This is a genomic window from Tissierella pigra (assembly GCF_009695605.1).
Classification (GTDB): domain Bacteria; phylum Bacillota; class Clostridia; order Tissierellales; family Tissierellaceae; genus Tissierella; species Tissierella pigra.
Genome location: NZ_VUNQ01000003.1, coordinates 159,747 through 178,223 on the forward strand (window position 1 = coordinate 159,747; position 18,477 = coordinate 178,223).

The following is an 18,477-nucleotide window of genomic DNA, read 5'->3' on the forward strand; positions in this document are numbered from 1 at the left end:
ATATTTTAAATTGTATATTTAAATTTTTCAGTAATACTAATTATCTTTCCATCTTTTACTTCAATGAAAAATGGTAAGTTTTGTTCAGATAGTGGAAATTCATTTAACTTTCCTAAATGTTTTATGAATTCATCCTTTTTCGTTGTAGTATATAGTCTATCACCTTCTGAATCTTTTACAAAATTAAGGTTAACATCAGTAAAAGTAAATATAACTTCATCTGCTAATTCAAAGACTCTCTCACCTTTATTCTTGTCAATAATCATATATCCACTTGGCATATCATATTCATTTAAACCCAGTTCTTTTACTCTTTCTTGATCTTCCCACTCTACGATTTCCACTTCGTTAAAATACAATGTATTATCCTTTATTACTATATTCCCTACTAATGCCTCTGGTTGGTTTGTTTTTGTATTATATTCACCCCATATTTTATAAAATTCTTTGAACCATTTTTTATTTTTAGCCACTTCAGAAGTTTTATGTCCTAATGTTGACATAGTTAGGCTATCGCCAACCTCCCTATTTATATAGGACACAATAATATTCATATCCTCACCGTCTATAGCATATTTAATATAGTCTAAATTATCAATAAGTGAGAATAAAATTAAAGATTGAGATCTCCAAATATGGTCAGAACTCGTAGCTATATACTTTGATCTAGTTTCAACACTAGACTTAAAATTAATCTGTAATCCATAAGGCTCTTCCTTAGTAAATAATTCTATTCCAACTGGTATTAATTCTTCTGGGAAATCTAAAAAATTAATTATATTACTAACTTTTGAATTATCTCCTATATAGGTTCCTTTAAGCTTATATAAATCATCTATTTTACTAATATCTTTATTTTTTTCTTCCATATAATCTGTATTCTTATTTATAAAAATATCTATTCCTTTTTCCGTATCTAAATGCCCATAAAATCCAAACCCTGATTCTTCAAGTTCATAATCAATAACAATGTTATCTGCTAATACTTCCTCTTTTCCATTAACTAGTTTTATTAGACTATGGTACCCTTCACCTTTATATCTGCAAAACAGTATATTATCCTTTGATATACTTATAGGCATGAAATCAAAATTATTTCCTTCAGTTATATTTTTTACTGAAGATGTATTTAAATCATATTCATAAATATGATGAGGTTGAACCTCCCAGTCCTCAAAAGCCTTATTATAATCAAAATCCCAAGACTCATCTTGCCCATTAGTTGCTGAATATAATAATTTTTCTCCATCTAATGTAAAACTTGGAGTCATGGCTACTAAGTCTTTATCCATGAATTCAATATTTTTAAATGTTTTATCTTTATTTATATCTAATAAAATCACCTCTTTAGATAAAATCATTTCTCTGCCTGAACCCTCTACTATTGCAATTAAATCATTATTCTTAGGATTTATAGAAAGATTATCCTTATATGGTAATAATGTTATATCTGTAAATTCTGTATGTTCCTTTTTTTCTACATCATATACTCCAATACCTATTCCATCAGTACTTAGTGAACCAGAAGCAGGTTTTTCCATTATATAAACATATTTCCCATCCTTTGTTACATCCCATATAATAGGATTATACCCTATCACCTCATCTGTAGTTTCTCTGGACTCTATTATGGTGTTTATTGGGAACATTTTTATCTTGGAATCATAATCTTTTAGACTTATTTCTACTACACCATTATTAGCAGCATAATCTGTTCCTTCTGATGTCCATTTGCTGATTTTTATACCATAAATGGTATCTTTATTAGCTGACCTAAGGTTATCATAATAATATTCGTCTAAATGCTCTTTTTTATCTTTGGTTGATACATTATATATTGTAAAACCAGGATTATCTGTAGAATATACTATGGTTTTATCATCTATCCAGTCATAGGAAATATAATAATGATTAATATTATCTGCTGTCTTTTCATAGGTTTTATTTTTTATATCATAAATATAAAGACTATTTTTATTAGTATAAGCTATATAACTTCCAGATTTGGAAATAAGAGGATAAATAAATTCTTTTCCTTCATGGACTTTTATCTCTTCTTCACTATTTAAATAAGAATAATAAAGTCCATCTTCTTTGATATATACTACAAAAGAATCATTTTCTTTTATTACTTTATTAGGCAAAATACTACAAGCTAAGGTGATTCCTGATATTAATATCAGAATTCCTGTAAATAATGAAATAATATGTTTTTTTCTAGTTGTTTTAAATGAAAATATCATATTTTCCAATCTAGACTTTAATAGATTTCCTTCGCTTCCCATGGCTGTTGTAAGAGAACTTTTCTTTATCATGGAATTACCTATTAAATTTAAAATAGTTTCTCCATAATACTTTCTATCACTAATATCCATTTTTTCTACTACCTTTTCATCTATGGAGTATTCACAGTATTTATCCATTTCTTTTAGCAATATATATATTAGTGGATTGAACCAATGTATAGCATTTACAATAAGACTAAAAGTCTTTATTATAATGTCTTTTCTTTTATAATGACCTAGTTCATGTAAGAATATCATTTTCAATCTTTTATAGTCTTCATCAATCTTTGGAATTAGTACTATAGGATAAAATATTCCTATTAACATTGGAGAGCTAATAACATCATAAACCTTTAAAGGTATTCTGCTATTTATATTTAACTCATCTTTACATAGATTGAACACTGTTAAAACAGAACTTTCCTCTATCTCTATGCTGTTTTTTAAAACAGAAAATTTAAACCTTATATATGGTATGATTTTTAATAACAATAAAATAACCATACCAATTATCCAAATATATTTAATTATGTCCATATAAAAACTCATATTAAATTTTATATCTTGAAGATTATGATTTTCTGCTTCTGTTATATTGGTATAATTATTTTTTACTTTACCTTTCATTTCATATTCTGGATTCTGTTTTTCTGTATTTGGACTATTGCCTATATCCCTTATTGTCTCATTTTTAATTATATCCTTTTCTCCATCTGAATCTTGAATTTCTAAATTAGAAATATTAGGAATTGATTTTATAGGAATTTTTATAAAATTTCCTACTGGTATAATAAAGAAAACTAATGTTAAGATAATCATTTTATAATGCCAAGATGAATTGAAATGTTTCTTAGTTATAGGCTTTATGAATAAAAATATAAAAAATATAATACTCCCTGTAATAGACATATTAAATACTGTATTTAGAGTTTCCATATCATAACCTCCTAATCCAGTCTTTTAACTCTTTTAAGTCATTTTCATCTATCTTCTTATTATCATATAATGACGCTACTAAAGACTTTATGCTGCCACCATACATATTTTCTATAAATCCGTCAGCTTGGTAGGATTTATATTCATCTTTACTAATATTTGGAGAATAATAATTAACTCTCTTTTCTTTTCTTACATTTAATACATTTTTATCTACTAATCGCTTAGCTAATGTAAGTATAGTAGTATGTTTCCAAAAATTATCTTCTCCCAGTTTTTCAATTATATCAACTGTAGTAACTTCCCTACCCTCATTCCAAATAATTTCCATTATTTCATATTCTGCATCTGAAATTTTAATTATATCCAATCCTATCACTCCTCTTATTCTACATTATGTAGTATTGCAGTTATTTTACATCATGTAGAATACAAAGTCAAGTTTAAAGATTACCTATAAATCATTTTCTAAGGTCATCAAACTATATTTTTTTCTCAAAATAAAAAAGGTTGAAACCCCTACTTAAAAGGACTTCAAAACCTTTATTAATTACTTCCAACTAATATTAAACAACTTAAAGTATATTGGTGATTTCAAAAAATCTGACTCTAAATTAAAAGAATCCATTAAAAGTGTTAGTTACTGAATTACTCAAATATTTTTTTACTCCTTCTAAATCCAATTTATTATTAATCACATATTTAACTTTTAAATTATCTGGTAATAGTGCTCTATATTTGTTAAAAGATAAATATAATTCCACTATTTCTGGATGAGTTATTAAATATAAAAAAATATCATTTTCATTAAAATTTCTTTCCATTACCTTATTTATAGCTTCTCTTATGTTCAATCCATATATAAAGGTTTCTTTATCTTCAAGCTTATAGTTTATACTATTATTTAGCATATTTAATAAGAGCTGTAAAGTTCTATTTATTCTTGTCCCTTGAAATGTTCTAAGCCCAACTTTATCATCTTTCTCTACCCAGTGAAAACCGTCATACTTTAAATTCTCTTCTGAAAGCTTTAATAAGACCTCTTTAATGTCATCATTATAGCACTCCCAATGCCCCTCATTCTTCAATATAGTTTTCATTCGATTTCTTATTTCATTGGTTATGTTACCACCATCTCCAAAAAACATAGGTGGATTTCCGTCTATGGCTTTATCTACATATATTTTTTTACCCTTCAATTCTATATCTGTTATTTTCCATATCTGTGCAGATAAAAATATATTTATTCCAATTTGTACACTAGGAGATAGTGGAATCTCTCCTATCTTTTTTTGGCTATTATAAACAGAGAAATTATTTTCTGTTTCAAAATGGGCAAAAAACTCTCTACCCCTCAATAATTTTTCTGATTCAATACCTGTTATTGCCTCATCTTCTAATATCTCTATATATTCTTTTTGTATTAAGTATTCTAATAATTCTAGGTACTCATTATCCTCTATATCTTGCCATGAATTAAATTTTTTATTTAAAGCTTTTAAATTCTCAAATGGAATTCCAGTATTCTCCAATAAAATAGATATTATTTGATGTGCCAAAACATCATAAGGTTTTATTATTGGATCAATTCTATCTATTATTCCTTCTTCATAAAGTGATAATGCAGCTAGACCTTGTAGTAATGACCATTCATCAGTTGCAATAAAATGTAATACGTTTTTTCTTTCTCTTCTACCACTTCTTCCTAATCTTTGACCTAAGCTTGCTACGGAGTGTGGAGCGTTATATTGAACTATACTATCTACCGAACCTATGTCTATTCCTAATTCCAAAGTAGATGTACAACATATGGAGAATAATTCCTCTTTACTATTCTTAGCAAAATTTTCTGCAGTAAGTCGCGTATCCTTACTTACTGCAGAATGATGAGCAAAATATCTAGTGTTTGAACCCATCTTTTGTGCTAATCTACTGAGACTCACTGATAATCTTTCTACTTCGCTTCTTGCATTTGGAAAAATCAACATGGATTCTCTTTGCGAGTAATCGTATATCTCATTTAATGCTTCAATTGATTCTTTTTTTATATTTGATTTATAATAGCTCTTGGTAACTTCTAAAGGATTTTTACTACTATCTAATAATACATCTGTATCTCTATTGCTGATAAAAAAATTCTTAACTATCTTATAATCTTCTCTATTTAAAGTAGCTGACATACCTATAAATCTAGGTTCTTTTGTCATATATAGTTTTGTTCTTTCCATCAGGGACTTTAACTGTATACCCCTATTATTTTCTAGAAAGCTATGTATTTCATCAACTATTATCCATTCCGTACCATTAAAAAGACTCTTTGCTTCTCCTGATTTCAAAGATAACATAGCCTCCATAGATTCTGGAGTTATTAAAAGTATTCCTTGTGGCCTTTTCAACAACTTATTTTTCTTAGACTTAGATGCTTCTCCATGCCAAGATGTTACAGGTATATTCATATAATCACATAAATCATGTATTCTTTTAAATTGATCATTTATAAGTGCTATTAAGGGAGATATATACATAATTTTAAGACCAGAATCCCAGTTTTCTATTGCGTTTATAGCTGGTAAAAACGCTGCTTCTGTTTTTCCTGAAGCAGTAGGTGCAGCTAATATTAAATTATTTTCCGTATCATTGACACGTTTTATTGATGCCTCTTGTATTTTTCTTAATGCCTCCCAACCTTCATCATATATATATTCTCTAATTTCTCTTCGCAACAAGTTATAGCTGCTCATCATAGAACCTCAATATCATCATCTTTATTAGCTTCATCCTTGGTTACTGGCATAGGTTCTTTACCAAACTTTCCATAAACTATACTTTCAATCTCTTCATCTGGATTTTGCCTAATTAAATCCAGTACTTCTAGATAATCCTTAATAACTGCACGTGGAGTTAAAAATTCAGCTGCACCTGGTCTGTTTAATTGTTCTTCCATATATATTTGTATATTTTCAGTTGTCATGGATATATTTTTTCTATAGTGTATATTATAAATACTATTTAGATTATCAAGTAATGTATATATCTCTTCTACAGTCAAAGGTTTGAGTAGCAAAGCAGTTTTATTTGTATTTATTAATCTTGAATTTAAGTTACCATCACTTCCTAATCTTCCTTTTAAAGCACCATAACTAGACATACCACGATGTTCATCAAATATAGTCTTTCTTGTAGCTCCAAAATTTATAAATAATCCTCTTGCAGTATTGGATTTACATTCATTAAATATATTTAGTATCTTTTCATAATTCCTTTCTCTTGTCTGAGCCATAGGCAATTTATATAAATTAACAGCCTCATCAAAATTTACTACAAATCCTGAATATCCTATATCAGAAAATAATTCTGCTAAATTTTTAATAGCATCATACCAATTGTCATCATTTATTATTCTTTCTATTCCTAATTCTCTTTTAGATTCAGTTCTAGTGTCTATATCTCCACGTATCCATCTTAGAGCCTTTAACTTCAACACTTTATTATCTTCTGCTATACCTTCATAATATTTAGAAATAGCCTGTCCTAATTCATAAGATAGTCCTACTGATTTAAAACAACTAGTAATATTTAGTATTTCATTTTCTACAATTTTTTTATTTTCTATCATTAACAATTGATTAATAGGTATATTGTCTCTCTCAGATATGTTTGTGATAATCCTATTTATCCATTCTTCTATTATAGTATTTATAGCATTGCCGTCTTGCGAGGTCTGTATAACTATATTATTTATTATCTCATTATATAGAGACTTTGCTTTACCATCAGATGAATAGAATCTTCTTGTAGGTGTTAAATCCACTGTAGATACAACAAAGTTCTTTTGTACAGCAATAGATTCTATGGTTCTTAGCATAAAACTTTTTCCACTACCAAAATCTCCTATCCAAAATCTTATGTCACTGCCGCCTTGAGTTATAGATTCTAAAATTGAAATAATCTCCTGAACCTCTTCATTTCGTCCGACTAAAAGATGTTGAATTCCTCTTCGTGGTACTACTCCTCCCTCTAGTGCCTTTATAATATTATCAGCTTCCTTAGGATTTACCCTATTCTTCATTTTTTATCAACTCCCTTACCATATCTACATAAAATTCATCTATCTTAATGTAATCATCGTCAATTATTATAGTTTGATCCTGTATATATTCATATAATTCACGATTAACTTCACTTATAAAAGCATTTAATAAAGTGCCATTATCCATAGCTATTCTTTTTCCATCTTCAATCTTCATAGCACCTATATTTAATATCAAATTTAAAAATTCACCATACTTAAAATCTAATTTATCGTCAATTTCTTCTACTATTTTTTCTATTGGATTCTTATTTTCAGTTTCAATTATTTTATCTTCATTTTCCCCTATGTATTCTTGTACAATATTTACAGTTTCAGTAAGCTCCTTCTTCGATAATTCAACTTTGTTCATATCCAATTCTATCTTCTTTCTAATGGGCATCGTAAGTTCTACTAATCTATTTAATAACTCCATAGATAATGCTATTTTGTCCTCTACAAGTTCTTTATATATGGATAAGTTACTGGAATATATAATACTTTCCAACAACTTAATATTTTTTTGACTTAAATTTTCCTGCTTTCCTATTCCATATAAAGACAACAATAGTAACTCCTTATAATCCGATTTTTTAATTATCTCTTTTGCTATCTTTAAAAAATTTTCATCTTGTTCATAACTTATTAAATCCTTTAACCCCATATCAATATCAGCCATCAATATCTTTTCTGCTTTTAGTTTCCAATCACTAGGCCTTTTTTCAATCATTTCATTTAATATATTTTCTATCTCTTTTCTACTTATACCTTTTTTATACTCTATAATTTTATTATTTATGTCCTTTACAACTTCTTTTGGTAAGTACTTATCGATATTCTCTTGATCATTAGTAATATTTAAAATCTGAGTATTGGGAATAACTTCTCTTAATGTATTCTCTGAAATCTTTATTAGTGATGCTAAAATATTTTCATTTTCATAATCTATATAGTACCTATATTCTCCATCAATTATCTTTTTAAGAACATCTTTTTTCTTTTTTATCCATTTTACATCTGCTTCTAATCCATTAGATATGGATTCCCATAATACCAAATATAAACTTATAATTTTTTTCTTTGCACTATAAATATCCCATACTATTGTATTTCTTGATGGAGTAGCTGTTAAAACATTTAGGTCTTTAGTATTAAATTCCATGTTTTTCCTAAGCTTCCCATCATTATCCCACCATTTTTTTGGCAATCCATTTTCTGTTAGATTGAAATAGATTAATACCTCGTCCATTGGAGGTGCTACATTCTTTTCAAGCCCTTGTGCTTTAGCAAATACTTTATCTCTAATATCTTTTCCTAAATGTTCTTCTAGTATTCCATATGAATATCCAGGATCATAATAATCATATCCTCCACTATATGCTTTGGTTACATGACCTTCTGATATACAATAAATGGTATATAAAATATTGTTATAACGTCCTCCCTCTTCTAATATCCTCTTTATTTCCTTGTTGAGAGATATTTGTTTTTTTCTTAATTCTTCATCAAGGTAATTACATAGTTTCTCATAAAATTTTATAGTTTCATCTTTAACTTGAGATATTTCCATTATGTACCTTTCATAAGGTATATCTAGCTTCTTTGTCCAATTATTTTGATATTTATTACTTGATTTTGTTTCTGTATGTATCTTTTTAGGTTCAATATGAGATACTTCAATTATCTCTATTTCATTTATTTTTTCCTTTTCATTTAGTCCATCTCTCGTCTCTTTTCCATCCATATTAATTTTTTCTTCATCAGTTACTCTCTGTAGTTTGTCCATATATTCATTATTACTAATACTATTATTTATAAGTTTATCTTTCAACCATCCTATTCCCTTAATTATATATATCACTCCTTCTATAAAAGATAATAACAGTAATATAGCAACAATATTTGCATCTCCAAATTGTAAAGAAGTAATGACTATTATACAAAATATAAAACCAGTTAGCTTTCTTTTAAGATAAAATCTATGTACTCCAAAGATTCCTAAAAATATTGATAATAGTCCTGCTATGAAAGGATTTTTATTGATTTCTTTAAATTCAATCACACTAACAAAATAGTTTGTTTTTTTACTAATCTGCATAACCTATATCCCCCTTTCTTTAAACCTCATTAACTTGAAACCTTCCCATTAAACTATATTATAATTTATAGATAATTTTTTGTCCATTATAGGAATAATAAGTATATAAAGTGATATGAGCTAAATTTGATTATTAATTACTCTAAACTTAAACTTATACAACATAAAACAAACCCTATAACAGCTATTTTTAGCAATTATAAGGTTTATCTCTTATTTAAAGTTTATTGATTAAATAAATAAATTCCTTAAAATCTTCTAAGTTATTTTCTATAACTTTTTAAAGTATATTAAAATTAATACTTTGATAATTATGATGGATAGGTTACACTAAATAAGACAAATAAGTTAATTGACACTATCCCTTAACAGTTAGACTTTTCCAATTACTGGTGATATAATATTAACAATAAGGTGATAATAAAATACGTTAAAACTATTTAAGGGGGATTATTATGAAATTAGTTGTATTAGGTGGAGCAGGTTCTCAAGCACTTTATGGAATTAGGGATTTAATCAATCATGGTAGTATCTTTGACGAGGTAATAATTTCATCTCGTAATCTTGAAAAGAACAAGAAAATCGTAGAAAGTCTTAACTCACCAATAGTAAAAGCTGCAGAAGTTGACGTTTCTGATGAGGAAGCCTTATACGAACTTATAAAGGATTGTGATGTAGTTGCTAACTGTACAGGTCCTTATCATGTTCTTGCATATAAGATTATAGAAACTACAATAAAGGCTGGAAAACACTATATTGATTTCTGCGATGATATTGAAGCATTTCATAAAATATTTGAATCAGACTTACCAAAGAAAGCTGAAGAAAAAAATCTTAGTATGATAATGGGTCTTGGTGCAAGTCCAGGTTTTCTATCAGTACTAGCATGTAGTGCAGAGCAACGTTACTTTGACTCACTAAATGAAGCTATATTTTACTTTGCATGTGACGAGAAAGAACCAGGTGGCCCTGCAGTACTTGGACATATGTTGGAATGTGTACACAATGCTCCATATATTAAAAACGGAGAAAAATTAAATGAACCTTCATTCCGTGAAGAATGGGATTTTGATTTTGGTGAACCATATGGTGTTCGTAAAGTCACTAGAATAGGCCATCCTGAAGTATTTACATTCCCAAAATACTCACCAGGAATTCAAAACATATCTGTAAGATTCAGCCTTGAACCAGTATCAGCATACGAAGGCTTTAAAGACCTTAGCTTAGCAGGCCTTACGTCTAATTATCCACTTGATATCAATGGTAATCCTGTATCACCTCGTGATTTTGCACTAGCCGTATTATTAGCACAAAAAGCAAGCAAACCAGCAATGACAGAAGAAGAACTTAAGGAATTTTTAAAAGGAGTTACTGCATGTGCAGCCACAGAGCTACATGGTAAAAAAGATGGTAAAAGTGCGTCTTATATAGGAAGGGTAGCAGGAAACATGGCTCCACTTACAGCAATACCACTGATTATCGGTGCTGAAATGTTAGCCAAAGGTGAAATAACTAAAAAAGGTATTATGGTAGCTGAAGAAGCTATAGAAAATGCAGATAAATTTGTAAAAGAAACAGTAAAGAGAATCCGTGAAGATGGATTTGGATTTACTATTAACGAAGAACTTACTGTTAGAGAAGTATATTAATAGTAAACAAATTTCTTAAATTTTTTCACAAAAATTAAATCAAGTTTTTTCATAATCAATGGTCATTAGTTCGCCAATTATATTGTTTGTAAAATATTATTAGACTCTAGTATATATTAACCTATCATTAATTTCATGAGTGTTATTAATGATAGGTTAACATAATTGCTGGAGTTTTTATATTTGTAAATTTTAACTAGTACAACAAGTTAATTTATCTATACTCATACTCATATTATTATAATATGCCTCCTACATTCTGGGTCTAAAATGAACTTTCATTTATTTTTATTCAGCTTTAGGCAAAGAAACAGATATGGAAAATTTCCCATCATTATAAAAGGCTGCTATTCTTCCATTAAACTGCATCGTAATTTCTTTAGCTATTGTCAAACCTAAACCAGTATTGTTTTTATTTCTAGCTTGATCCTTTGTATAAAAACGATTAAATATTATATCTAAATCCTCCCTAGTCATTGGGTCACTAATATTAGAAAAGGTAAAAATATAACTTTCTTCTTCAATTATCTGAAAAGAATATTCTCCTTTACCATGTATAATTGAATTAAATAATATATTAGAAAAGATTCTTTTTAATCCTTGTTCATCTCCTAATATTATACATTGTTTTTCTAATAATTTAACAATGGGCTCCTCTCCTTTTTTATTAAAATCATCATAATACATTGTAAGAGTGTCTATAAAAACTTTTTTTGCATCTATAGGTACATTTTCATAAGTAGTTTCCCCTGATTCAATACGTACATATTCAAATAATTGTTCCAGAAGTATTTGAACCATATTTTGTCTTTCTAATACTATCTTTAAATATTCTTGTTTTTCTTCTTCTGTAACATTTGTCTGAAGCAATTGAACATATCCACGGGCAGTGGTAAGTGGCGTCCGTAAATCATGTGCAATATTTGTTATTCCTTTTCTGAATTTCATATTCAATCTTTTGATTTGTATACGAGATGATCTTATGTCCTTAATTAATCTGTTCAGTATATTTACTAACTGTAAAATATCTTTCTGTCTTGCTTTTACTGTTAGAAGTCCATTAGTGTCAGTAATATTCATAATTTCTACTAATTGTTTAGTTATATGTTTAATATTCATACGATAATATAAATGATAAATAATTAGTATAATTAATAAAAATATAAGAAAAAAAGTTGTAACTACCCAAATATCTCCCATATTATGCTCCTTTACCTTAGTCAACTCATATCTATAATTCTATAATACTTCATCTCTCATTGATTCTATAATATTACTTCTTTTTACTGACCTAGAAGAAATCCAATATGAAAAAGATATAGCCATAAATATTAGTATAGCATATATTAAGATTGATTTACTTGGAAAAACACTTATATATTCACCCCATGTTATCGGTGTTAAATTTAACATGTACCAACAGATAATAAACACTATAGGTATACTAATAAGAATCGGCATTAATGCAAATAGCAAACCTTCTAATGTAAGCATTTTATTTAATCCTTTTGGAGTTAGTCCTATTGACCTTAACATAGCAAATTCTTTTTTACGTAATCTCATATTATTTGTAACAATAGAAAACGCATTAAAAATACCAATTATACCAATCATCAATGCAATAGCAGAAATACTAATCTTAATTGCCTGCTGAACTAATTCCTTATGATTTTTTTCTTCTAATAAAGTCCATATACTAAAATCTTCTGCGCCTAAATAAGAACTTGCAATTTGTATTAGTTCTTTCTTTACTCTTGGACTAGCATCGTCTCCTACTAACAAACTAATTGACATTCTGTTAGATTCTAAAATACGTTCTGAGGAAAAATCATCAACTATTTTTATATACTTTTCCATGGGTACTATTAAAGCTAAATTGTATCTATTACTATTTATTTCAGTAGGATATTTATCTGTAATATCACTTATTTTTATATCAAAATTATTATTCGTACGCATAGAATCATCTATTTTTTCGTATAGCCACATTTGACTACCTTCTTTTATATTTAATAAGGGCACTTCCTCTGTTATTTTGGAATCATCAAAAGTATGATATGTTGCATTTATCAATATACCTGATACTGTACTTTCTGTATTATATTTTTCATAGTCAGCTCCAATGTCTTTACAATATTTCTTAAATGATTCATCACTTAATCCTACTAGATTAACTATGATCCTATATTTATCATCTTCTTTTAATACATTATACTTATTACTATTTATCCCTGACAATCCCCCTAAAGATGAAAAAATATGGGACTCATTTTCTGAACCTACATATATTGCAGTACGCACCTGCCTTCTAATAACACTATCTTTGACTTCTGCCATTAAAGTAATCTTATTAATCATTTCAATATCTGGTTCATCAGCAATATTTAAATCAAGAGTAATATCATGACTAAGCTCTTTATCATTTTTAGAATCAGCTAAATTATATATTGAAATAATATTAATATAACTAGCTATCAAAACAAAGGACATTGTGAGAGAAAGTATTACAACACGTAAACTCTTCTTATTGGCATAAAATCGTGAACTTGCCAATTCACCTTCTATTCCAAAAAAATTCTTATTTACTAAATATGGTTTTGGCTTTTTAATTTTTATTACTTGACTATTTTGAAGTATTCCAGAAACAGCTGGTACTTTTGCTACTTTTCTTGCTGGAATATATGCTGAAACTATTACTGTAATTAATGAGAGAGCTAACGAAAAAACAATGGCGATCCAAGAAAAACTAATCTGCATACTCTTATAATCTTCCATAAGACTTAGAATTCCATTAACTTTAGAAAATACAAGATTACTAAATATATATCCTATTATTAAACTAAGCGGTAGCTGTATAACCCACAACAATAATCCCTCATAAAGAACTGAAAGCTTAATTTGTTTTGGTGTGGCTCCTAAACTTTTTAAAATACTTAATTCCTTAATTCGACTGTTAGCTGATAATGCAAACGCATTATAAATAATAAGAATAAATGCCCCCATAATTAATAAAATCATAATTACAACTATAGCTAAAATTAAAATTAATTGAATATTTGTAGTATTTTTATCGCTTATTCCATATAAATTCAGTAACATGGTGTTATATCTAACTTCATATTGTCCATATTCATTTTTATCTAATCCAACGGACTCAGCAATGTCTGGTAATTCCTTATATATTTTACGAGGATTTTTAAAATTCATATAAACTGTAAGTCCATCAGTTGGAAGAATATCTAGGGTATCCAAATATCCCATAGCAATATATCCTGGAAATAAAGAAATTCCTTATATATCTAACTTTCCAACTATTGTATAAGTCTTAGTTTCTAATGCTTCAAAGGTTTCCCCTTCTTGTTTATAGGCATTAGTTGAAAGTATTTCATTATTTAACATACGATTGCCTACTGGCAATATTAACTTATCACCAACTTTATATTGTGGATTATCTGTAAAAAATAGTTTTGATATAACAATTTCTCCAGATTCTTCTGGAAGCCTTCCTTCTAAAACAGAATTCTTAAAGTTCATATTATTCCAGAAATCTTTATTTGCATCTCTCGACAACAAATATGGGCGTTTTGCATCATGAAGTTCTGCTGTGTACCAATTTCCTTTAATCATTGTAGATTCCACGTCTGGATTTTCTGTAATATGTTTTAGTTTTTCCCCAAAAACAGGTGCCATTATTTCTCCTTGCCAATATCCATACTCATCAATTGTTACATTTAATTTTGACTCCCACATTGAGTATAGAAAAATACATAGTGAAAATAATAATACTGAAGCAATTGTAATAGCTACTAATATGGAAATTGTATGTCTTTTATTATTTTTCAAATGCTCATATGTGTATTCATTAATAATTTTCATGACTTATCACCTTGTCTGATACTACTTTTCCATCAATTATTGTAAGCATTCTGTCTGCCGATAATGCAACTTCCTCATCATGTGTTATCATTATTATTGTTTGATTGTATTCCTTGTTTGAACGTTTTAATAATTCAAGAATTATTTTGCTATTCTTACTATCTAGATTTCCAGTAGGTTCATCTGCTAAGATAATTGATGGCTTATATATTAATGCCCTTCCTATGGCAACTCTTTGCTGTTGTCCTCCTGATAACTGGTTGGGAAAGTGATTAAGTCTTTCATTTAAGCCAAGCATTTCTATAATCTTATGAAATTCTTCCTTATCAGGTTTAACTCCATCTAAAAGCATTGGTAAGGATATATTCTTTTCAACATTTAATGTAGGAATTAAATTATAAGCTTGGTAAATTATACCTATGTTTTTTCGTCTAAATAAAGCCGACTCCGTTTCATTCATAGATGATATGTCCGTGCCTTCTATGTATATCTTTCCTTCAGTTGGTCGGTCTACACTACCTAGCATATGAAGAAGTGTAGATTTTCCTGAGCCGCTAGGTCCAATTATTGAAACAAATTCACCTTTCATAATTTCTAAACTCAAATTGTCTAATGCATTAACCTTTTTATCCCCTACCCCATAAATTTTTGATAAATTTTCTGTTCTCAATATATCCAAAATTATCGTCTCCTTACTTTTTCAATATATACTATTAATTAATCTATATCTCTTTTTAAAAACAATAAATAAGATCCCAAAATAGTTGCCAGAACAATTAATAGAAGAACCATAGAAATCTTTACAACTACTTCTGGGCTTGAATTAAAATCAATTATAATCTTACGCATATTTCCAAGACCATATATTGTCAAAATATCTTTTTTTGTTAATAAGGCAAATAATTTTGCTATATAATCACTTCCTATAAATAATATTATAGATAGTATAACTGCAATGCCCGAACTTTTAGATAAATGAGATACAAAGGTACCAAGCCCTACTGTTGCCAAAATTATGCAAATCATTCCTAAATTCATGCGTATAAATACAATAATATTAACTTCACCTAATTCAAATAAGACTGTAAATAATAATAAATTTATAAAACCAAATCCCAACACAACTACAATAGTAATCAAAGATATTGCTATATACTGACCTAATACTAATTTCCATCTTTCTATTCCACGACAACTCATTTGGCGTATAGTCTCATTTGCATATTCAGAAGTAATTAAAAAAACCACAAATATAAGAATAATATATATGATGCCATCTGCATGATAAGATTCTTGATATGCAGAAATTCCTGTTCCTAATATTGTAGAAGATCTGATTGCACTAAGCCCTGAAATAAGTAACATAGCATTCATCATTAAAAGTACTATTAAAACTCCATAAAATACTTTGCTTTTAAATATTTTATAAATTTCACTTGAAATTACATTCATCATCATTAATCTTCTCCCATCATCTTTATAAAATAGGATTCTATATCATTGTTTTTCAAAGTTAGATTTGATACTAATACACTATTTTCAACTAAAGCTTTGTTAATTTCTTCAGGTATATCTAAAAAATCATAAATGTTGATTACCCCATTTTCTAATACTTCATAATCATTACTTTTTATAATATTTTTTATAATAGAAACTGCCTTCTCTGAGTCATTTACAACTAATGAAATACATTTTTCACAAGATTTTTCTAATTCATAGGCTGAAAGTTCATCAATAAGTTCACCATTCTTAATGACGCCATACCTTGTTGCAATTTTATCAAGTTCTCCTAAAATATGAGAAGAAATCAATATAGTAATTTCATTTTCATAATTTAGCTTTAAAAGTAATTCTCTAATTTGTTTAATTCCTAAAGGGTCTAATCCGTTAGTAGGCTCATCTAAAATAAGGAAATCAGGATTCCCAATTAATGAAATTGCAATAGATAATCGTTGTTTCATTCCCATAGAAAAAGATTTAGTTTTCTTTTTACCTGTATCTTCTAAGCCAACTAAACTTAGGATTTCTTGCGCATTACTATAATCTGTAATACCAAGAAGCTTATTATAATAAATCAAATTCTCTTTTGCTGTCATATTAGGATAAAGTGCTGGTTGTTCAATAGTAGCTCCTATCCTTTTTCTACCTTTTTTTAAATCACTGCTTCCAAAAAGCTTAATATCTCCTTGACTCTGACTAGCTAAACCACATATCATTTTCATAATTGTGGTCTTCCCTGCACCGTTTTTACCTATTAAACCATAAATATCGCCTTTCTCAATATTGAGACTAACTTTATTTACAGCTTTTTCTTTTCCATATTTTTTTGTTAAACTACAGGTTTGTAATACTGATTTCATATACTTTCCTCCTTACTTTTTTTGCAAGTCAAAGTATTATTTTACTCTATATTTGAATTATAAAGGAAAGGTATTAAAATAAGATTAAGAATTTATCAAGAAAGTATCAAGTTTTATAAATTAATTATCCTCCATCTTATAGCCTATACCCCAAACTGTTTTTATATATGATTCACCATTTTTTAATTTATTACGAAGATTGCTGACATGTACTGTTACAACTCTATCTTCAAAAAGATACTCTTCAGACCAAACCGATTCAAATATATTTTGTTTAGTAAATACTTTCTTAGGATTACTAATTAAAAGTTCTAATATTTTATACTCTTTTATAGTAAGCTCAATAGGCTCACTATTAATAGTTACTATATGATTTTCACTATCTAAGACTAAATCTTTAAATTTATATATATATGCTTTATCTGGCAAAGAGACTTTATCCATTCTTCTTAAAACTGCTGATATTCTTACAATTAGTTCCTCATTATTAAATGGCTTTGTTATATAATCATCAGCTCCATTTCTCATTAATTCAAGCTTAGTATCTAAGTCATCTTTTGCTGATACACATATAACAGGAATCTTCAGTTTATTAATTTTAGTCAAAACCTCTTCTCCGCTTAATCCTGGCAGCATTAAGTCTAATAACACTAAAGAAAAAGATTCTTTTTCTAATAGCAAAAGTGCTTCTGTACCAGAAAATGCAGGTACTACTTCGTATTTATTCTTTTTTAGTAAAGTTTGGATCATCTTATTGATTTGAGAATCATCCTCTATTATTAATATTTTATTCATTCATATTTCACCCTTTCATAAATAACTCAATTAACTGAATTTTTAGTTCATTTTGTGTGTATTTTACTATCACTCAATAACTTCCATAGTCTTTTATGGTTTATATTCATTTATCTTTGCTTCTTTTTAGATTCTTAATTTATATTATATATTAATCTACATCAAATTCCAGCAAACTGCATTAATTATATGCACATCCTCAAGTTTCATTATGTGTCTACAAATCCTCTCATACTTAATTGGTCATATGATATACTTATATAAAATAAACCTTATAACTTCTGATATGCTCCCCTTGTAGTAGACAGTTAAAATAATAAAACTGTTTACTGTAAGGAGGAGTATTTTTTATGGGAAGAAAAAGTAGCTTCACAATAGATGAAAAACTTGAATATATTCATAGATGTAT

The 18,477-nt window shown here is 27.9% G+C and carries 13 protein-coding genes; 1 reads left to right on the plus strand and 12 read right to left on the minus strand.

Annotated elements, in window-relative coordinates; all coding sequences use genetic code 11:
• Positions 1 to 5: 5 nt before the first annotated feature.
• The 5 genes from FYJ83_RS02965 to FYJ83_RS02985 form a co-directional block, all read right to left on the minus strand.
• Positions 6 to 3,221 carry a M56 family metallopeptidase gene (locus tag FYJ83_RS02965; RefSeq protein WP_154438849.1) on the minus strand — a complete coding sequence of 1,072 codons (3,216 nt, stop codon included), beginning with the start codon at positions 3,219 to 3,221 and terminating at the stop codon, positions 6 to 8.
• A gap of 1 nt (position 3,222) precedes the next feature.
• Positions 3,223 to 3,591, minus strand: coding sequence for a BlaI/MecI/CopY family transcriptional regulator (locus FYJ83_RS02970; protein WP_154438850.1), 369 nt, complete (start codon positions 3,589 to 3,591; stop codon positions 3,223 to 3,225).
• A 244-nt stretch (positions 3,592 to 3,835) separates the two neighbouring features.
• Entirely contained in the window at positions 3,836 to 5,962 is a 2,127-nt protein-coding gene (locus tag FYJ83_RS02975) for a DEAD/DEAH box helicase (protein WP_229768469.1), read from the minus strand.
• Complete coding sequence (locus FYJ83_RS02980; protein ID WP_154438852.1) at positions 5,962 to 7,290, minus strand: ATP-binding protein; 1,329 nt, start codon at positions 7,288 to 7,290, stop codon at positions 5,962 to 5,964. The genes FYJ83_RS02975 and FYJ83_RS02980 overlap by 1 nt, the downstream gene beginning before the upstream one ends.
• Positions 7,280 to 9,388, minus strand: a complete 2,109-nt coding sequence (locus tag FYJ83_RS02985; protein WP_154438853.1) for an NINE protein — start codon at positions 9,386 to 9,388, stop codon at positions 7,280 to 7,282. Before FYJ83_RS02985 ends, FYJ83_RS02980 begins: the two co-directional genes overlap by 11 nt.
• A gap of 455 nt (positions 9,389 to 9,843) precedes the next feature.
• Between FYJ83_RS02985 and FYJ83_RS02990 the strand changes: the two genes are divergently transcribed.
• On the plus strand, positions 9,844 to 11,037 hold the full coding sequence (locus FYJ83_RS02990) for a saccharopine dehydrogenase family protein (protein ID WP_154438854.1): 1,194 nt from the start codon (positions 9,844 to 9,846) through the stop codon (positions 11,035 to 11,037).
• 288 nt (positions 11,038 to 11,325) lie between these two features.
• Here the strand turns inward: FYJ83_RS02990 and FYJ83_RS02995 are convergent, their stop codons facing one another.
• The 7 genes from FYJ83_RS02995 to FYJ83_RS03020 all read right to left on the minus strand — a co-directional run bounded on the left by FYJ83_RS02995 (position 11,326) and on the right by FYJ83_RS03020 (position 18,068).
• A complete protein-coding gene (locus FYJ83_RS02995; protein ID WP_154438855.1) occupies positions 11,326 to 12,237 on the minus strand; it encodes a sensor histidine kinase in 912 nt (303 codons plus the stop codon).
• A 39-nt stretch (positions 12,238 to 12,276) separates the two neighbouring features.
• Positions 12,277 to 14,298, minus strand: coding sequence for an ABC transporter permease (locus FYJ83_RS03000; protein ID WP_229768470.1), 2,022 nt, complete (start codon positions 14,296 to 14,298; stop codon positions 12,277 to 12,279).
• A gap of 30 nt (positions 14,299 to 14,328) precedes the next feature.
• On the minus strand, positions 14,329 to 14,913 hold the full coding sequence (locus FYJ83_RS19870) for a hypothetical protein (RefSeq protein ID WP_229768471.1): 585 nt from the start codon (positions 14,911 to 14,913) through the stop codon (positions 14,329 to 14,331).
• A complete protein-coding gene (locus FYJ83_RS03005) occupies positions 14,900 to 15,592 on the minus strand; it encodes an ABC transporter ATP-binding protein (RefSeq protein WP_154438856.1) in 693 nt (230 codons plus the stop codon). Before FYJ83_RS03005 ends, FYJ83_RS19870 begins: the two co-directional genes overlap by 14 nt.
• Before the next feature lie 38 nt (positions 15,593 to 15,630).
• Positions 15,631 to 16,371, minus strand: a complete 741-nt coding sequence (locus FYJ83_RS03010; RefSeq protein ID WP_216585589.1) for an ABC transporter permease — start codon at positions 16,369 to 16,371, stop codon at positions 15,631 to 15,633.
• On the minus strand, positions 16,371 to 17,273 hold the full coding sequence (locus FYJ83_RS03015; protein WP_154438857.1) for an ABC transporter ATP-binding protein: 903 nt from the start codon (positions 17,271 to 17,273) through the stop codon (positions 16,371 to 16,373). Before FYJ83_RS03015 ends, FYJ83_RS03010 begins: the two co-directional genes overlap by 1 nt.
• A gap of 120 nt (positions 17,274 to 17,393) precedes the next feature.
• Positions 17,394 to 18,068: a response regulator transcription factor gene (locus tag FYJ83_RS03020; RefSeq protein WP_154438858.1), complete on the minus strand. Its 675-nt coding sequence runs from the start codon at positions 18,066 to 18,068 to the stop codon at positions 17,394 to 17,396.
• Between the last annotated feature and the right edge of the window lie 409 nt (positions 18,069 to 18,477).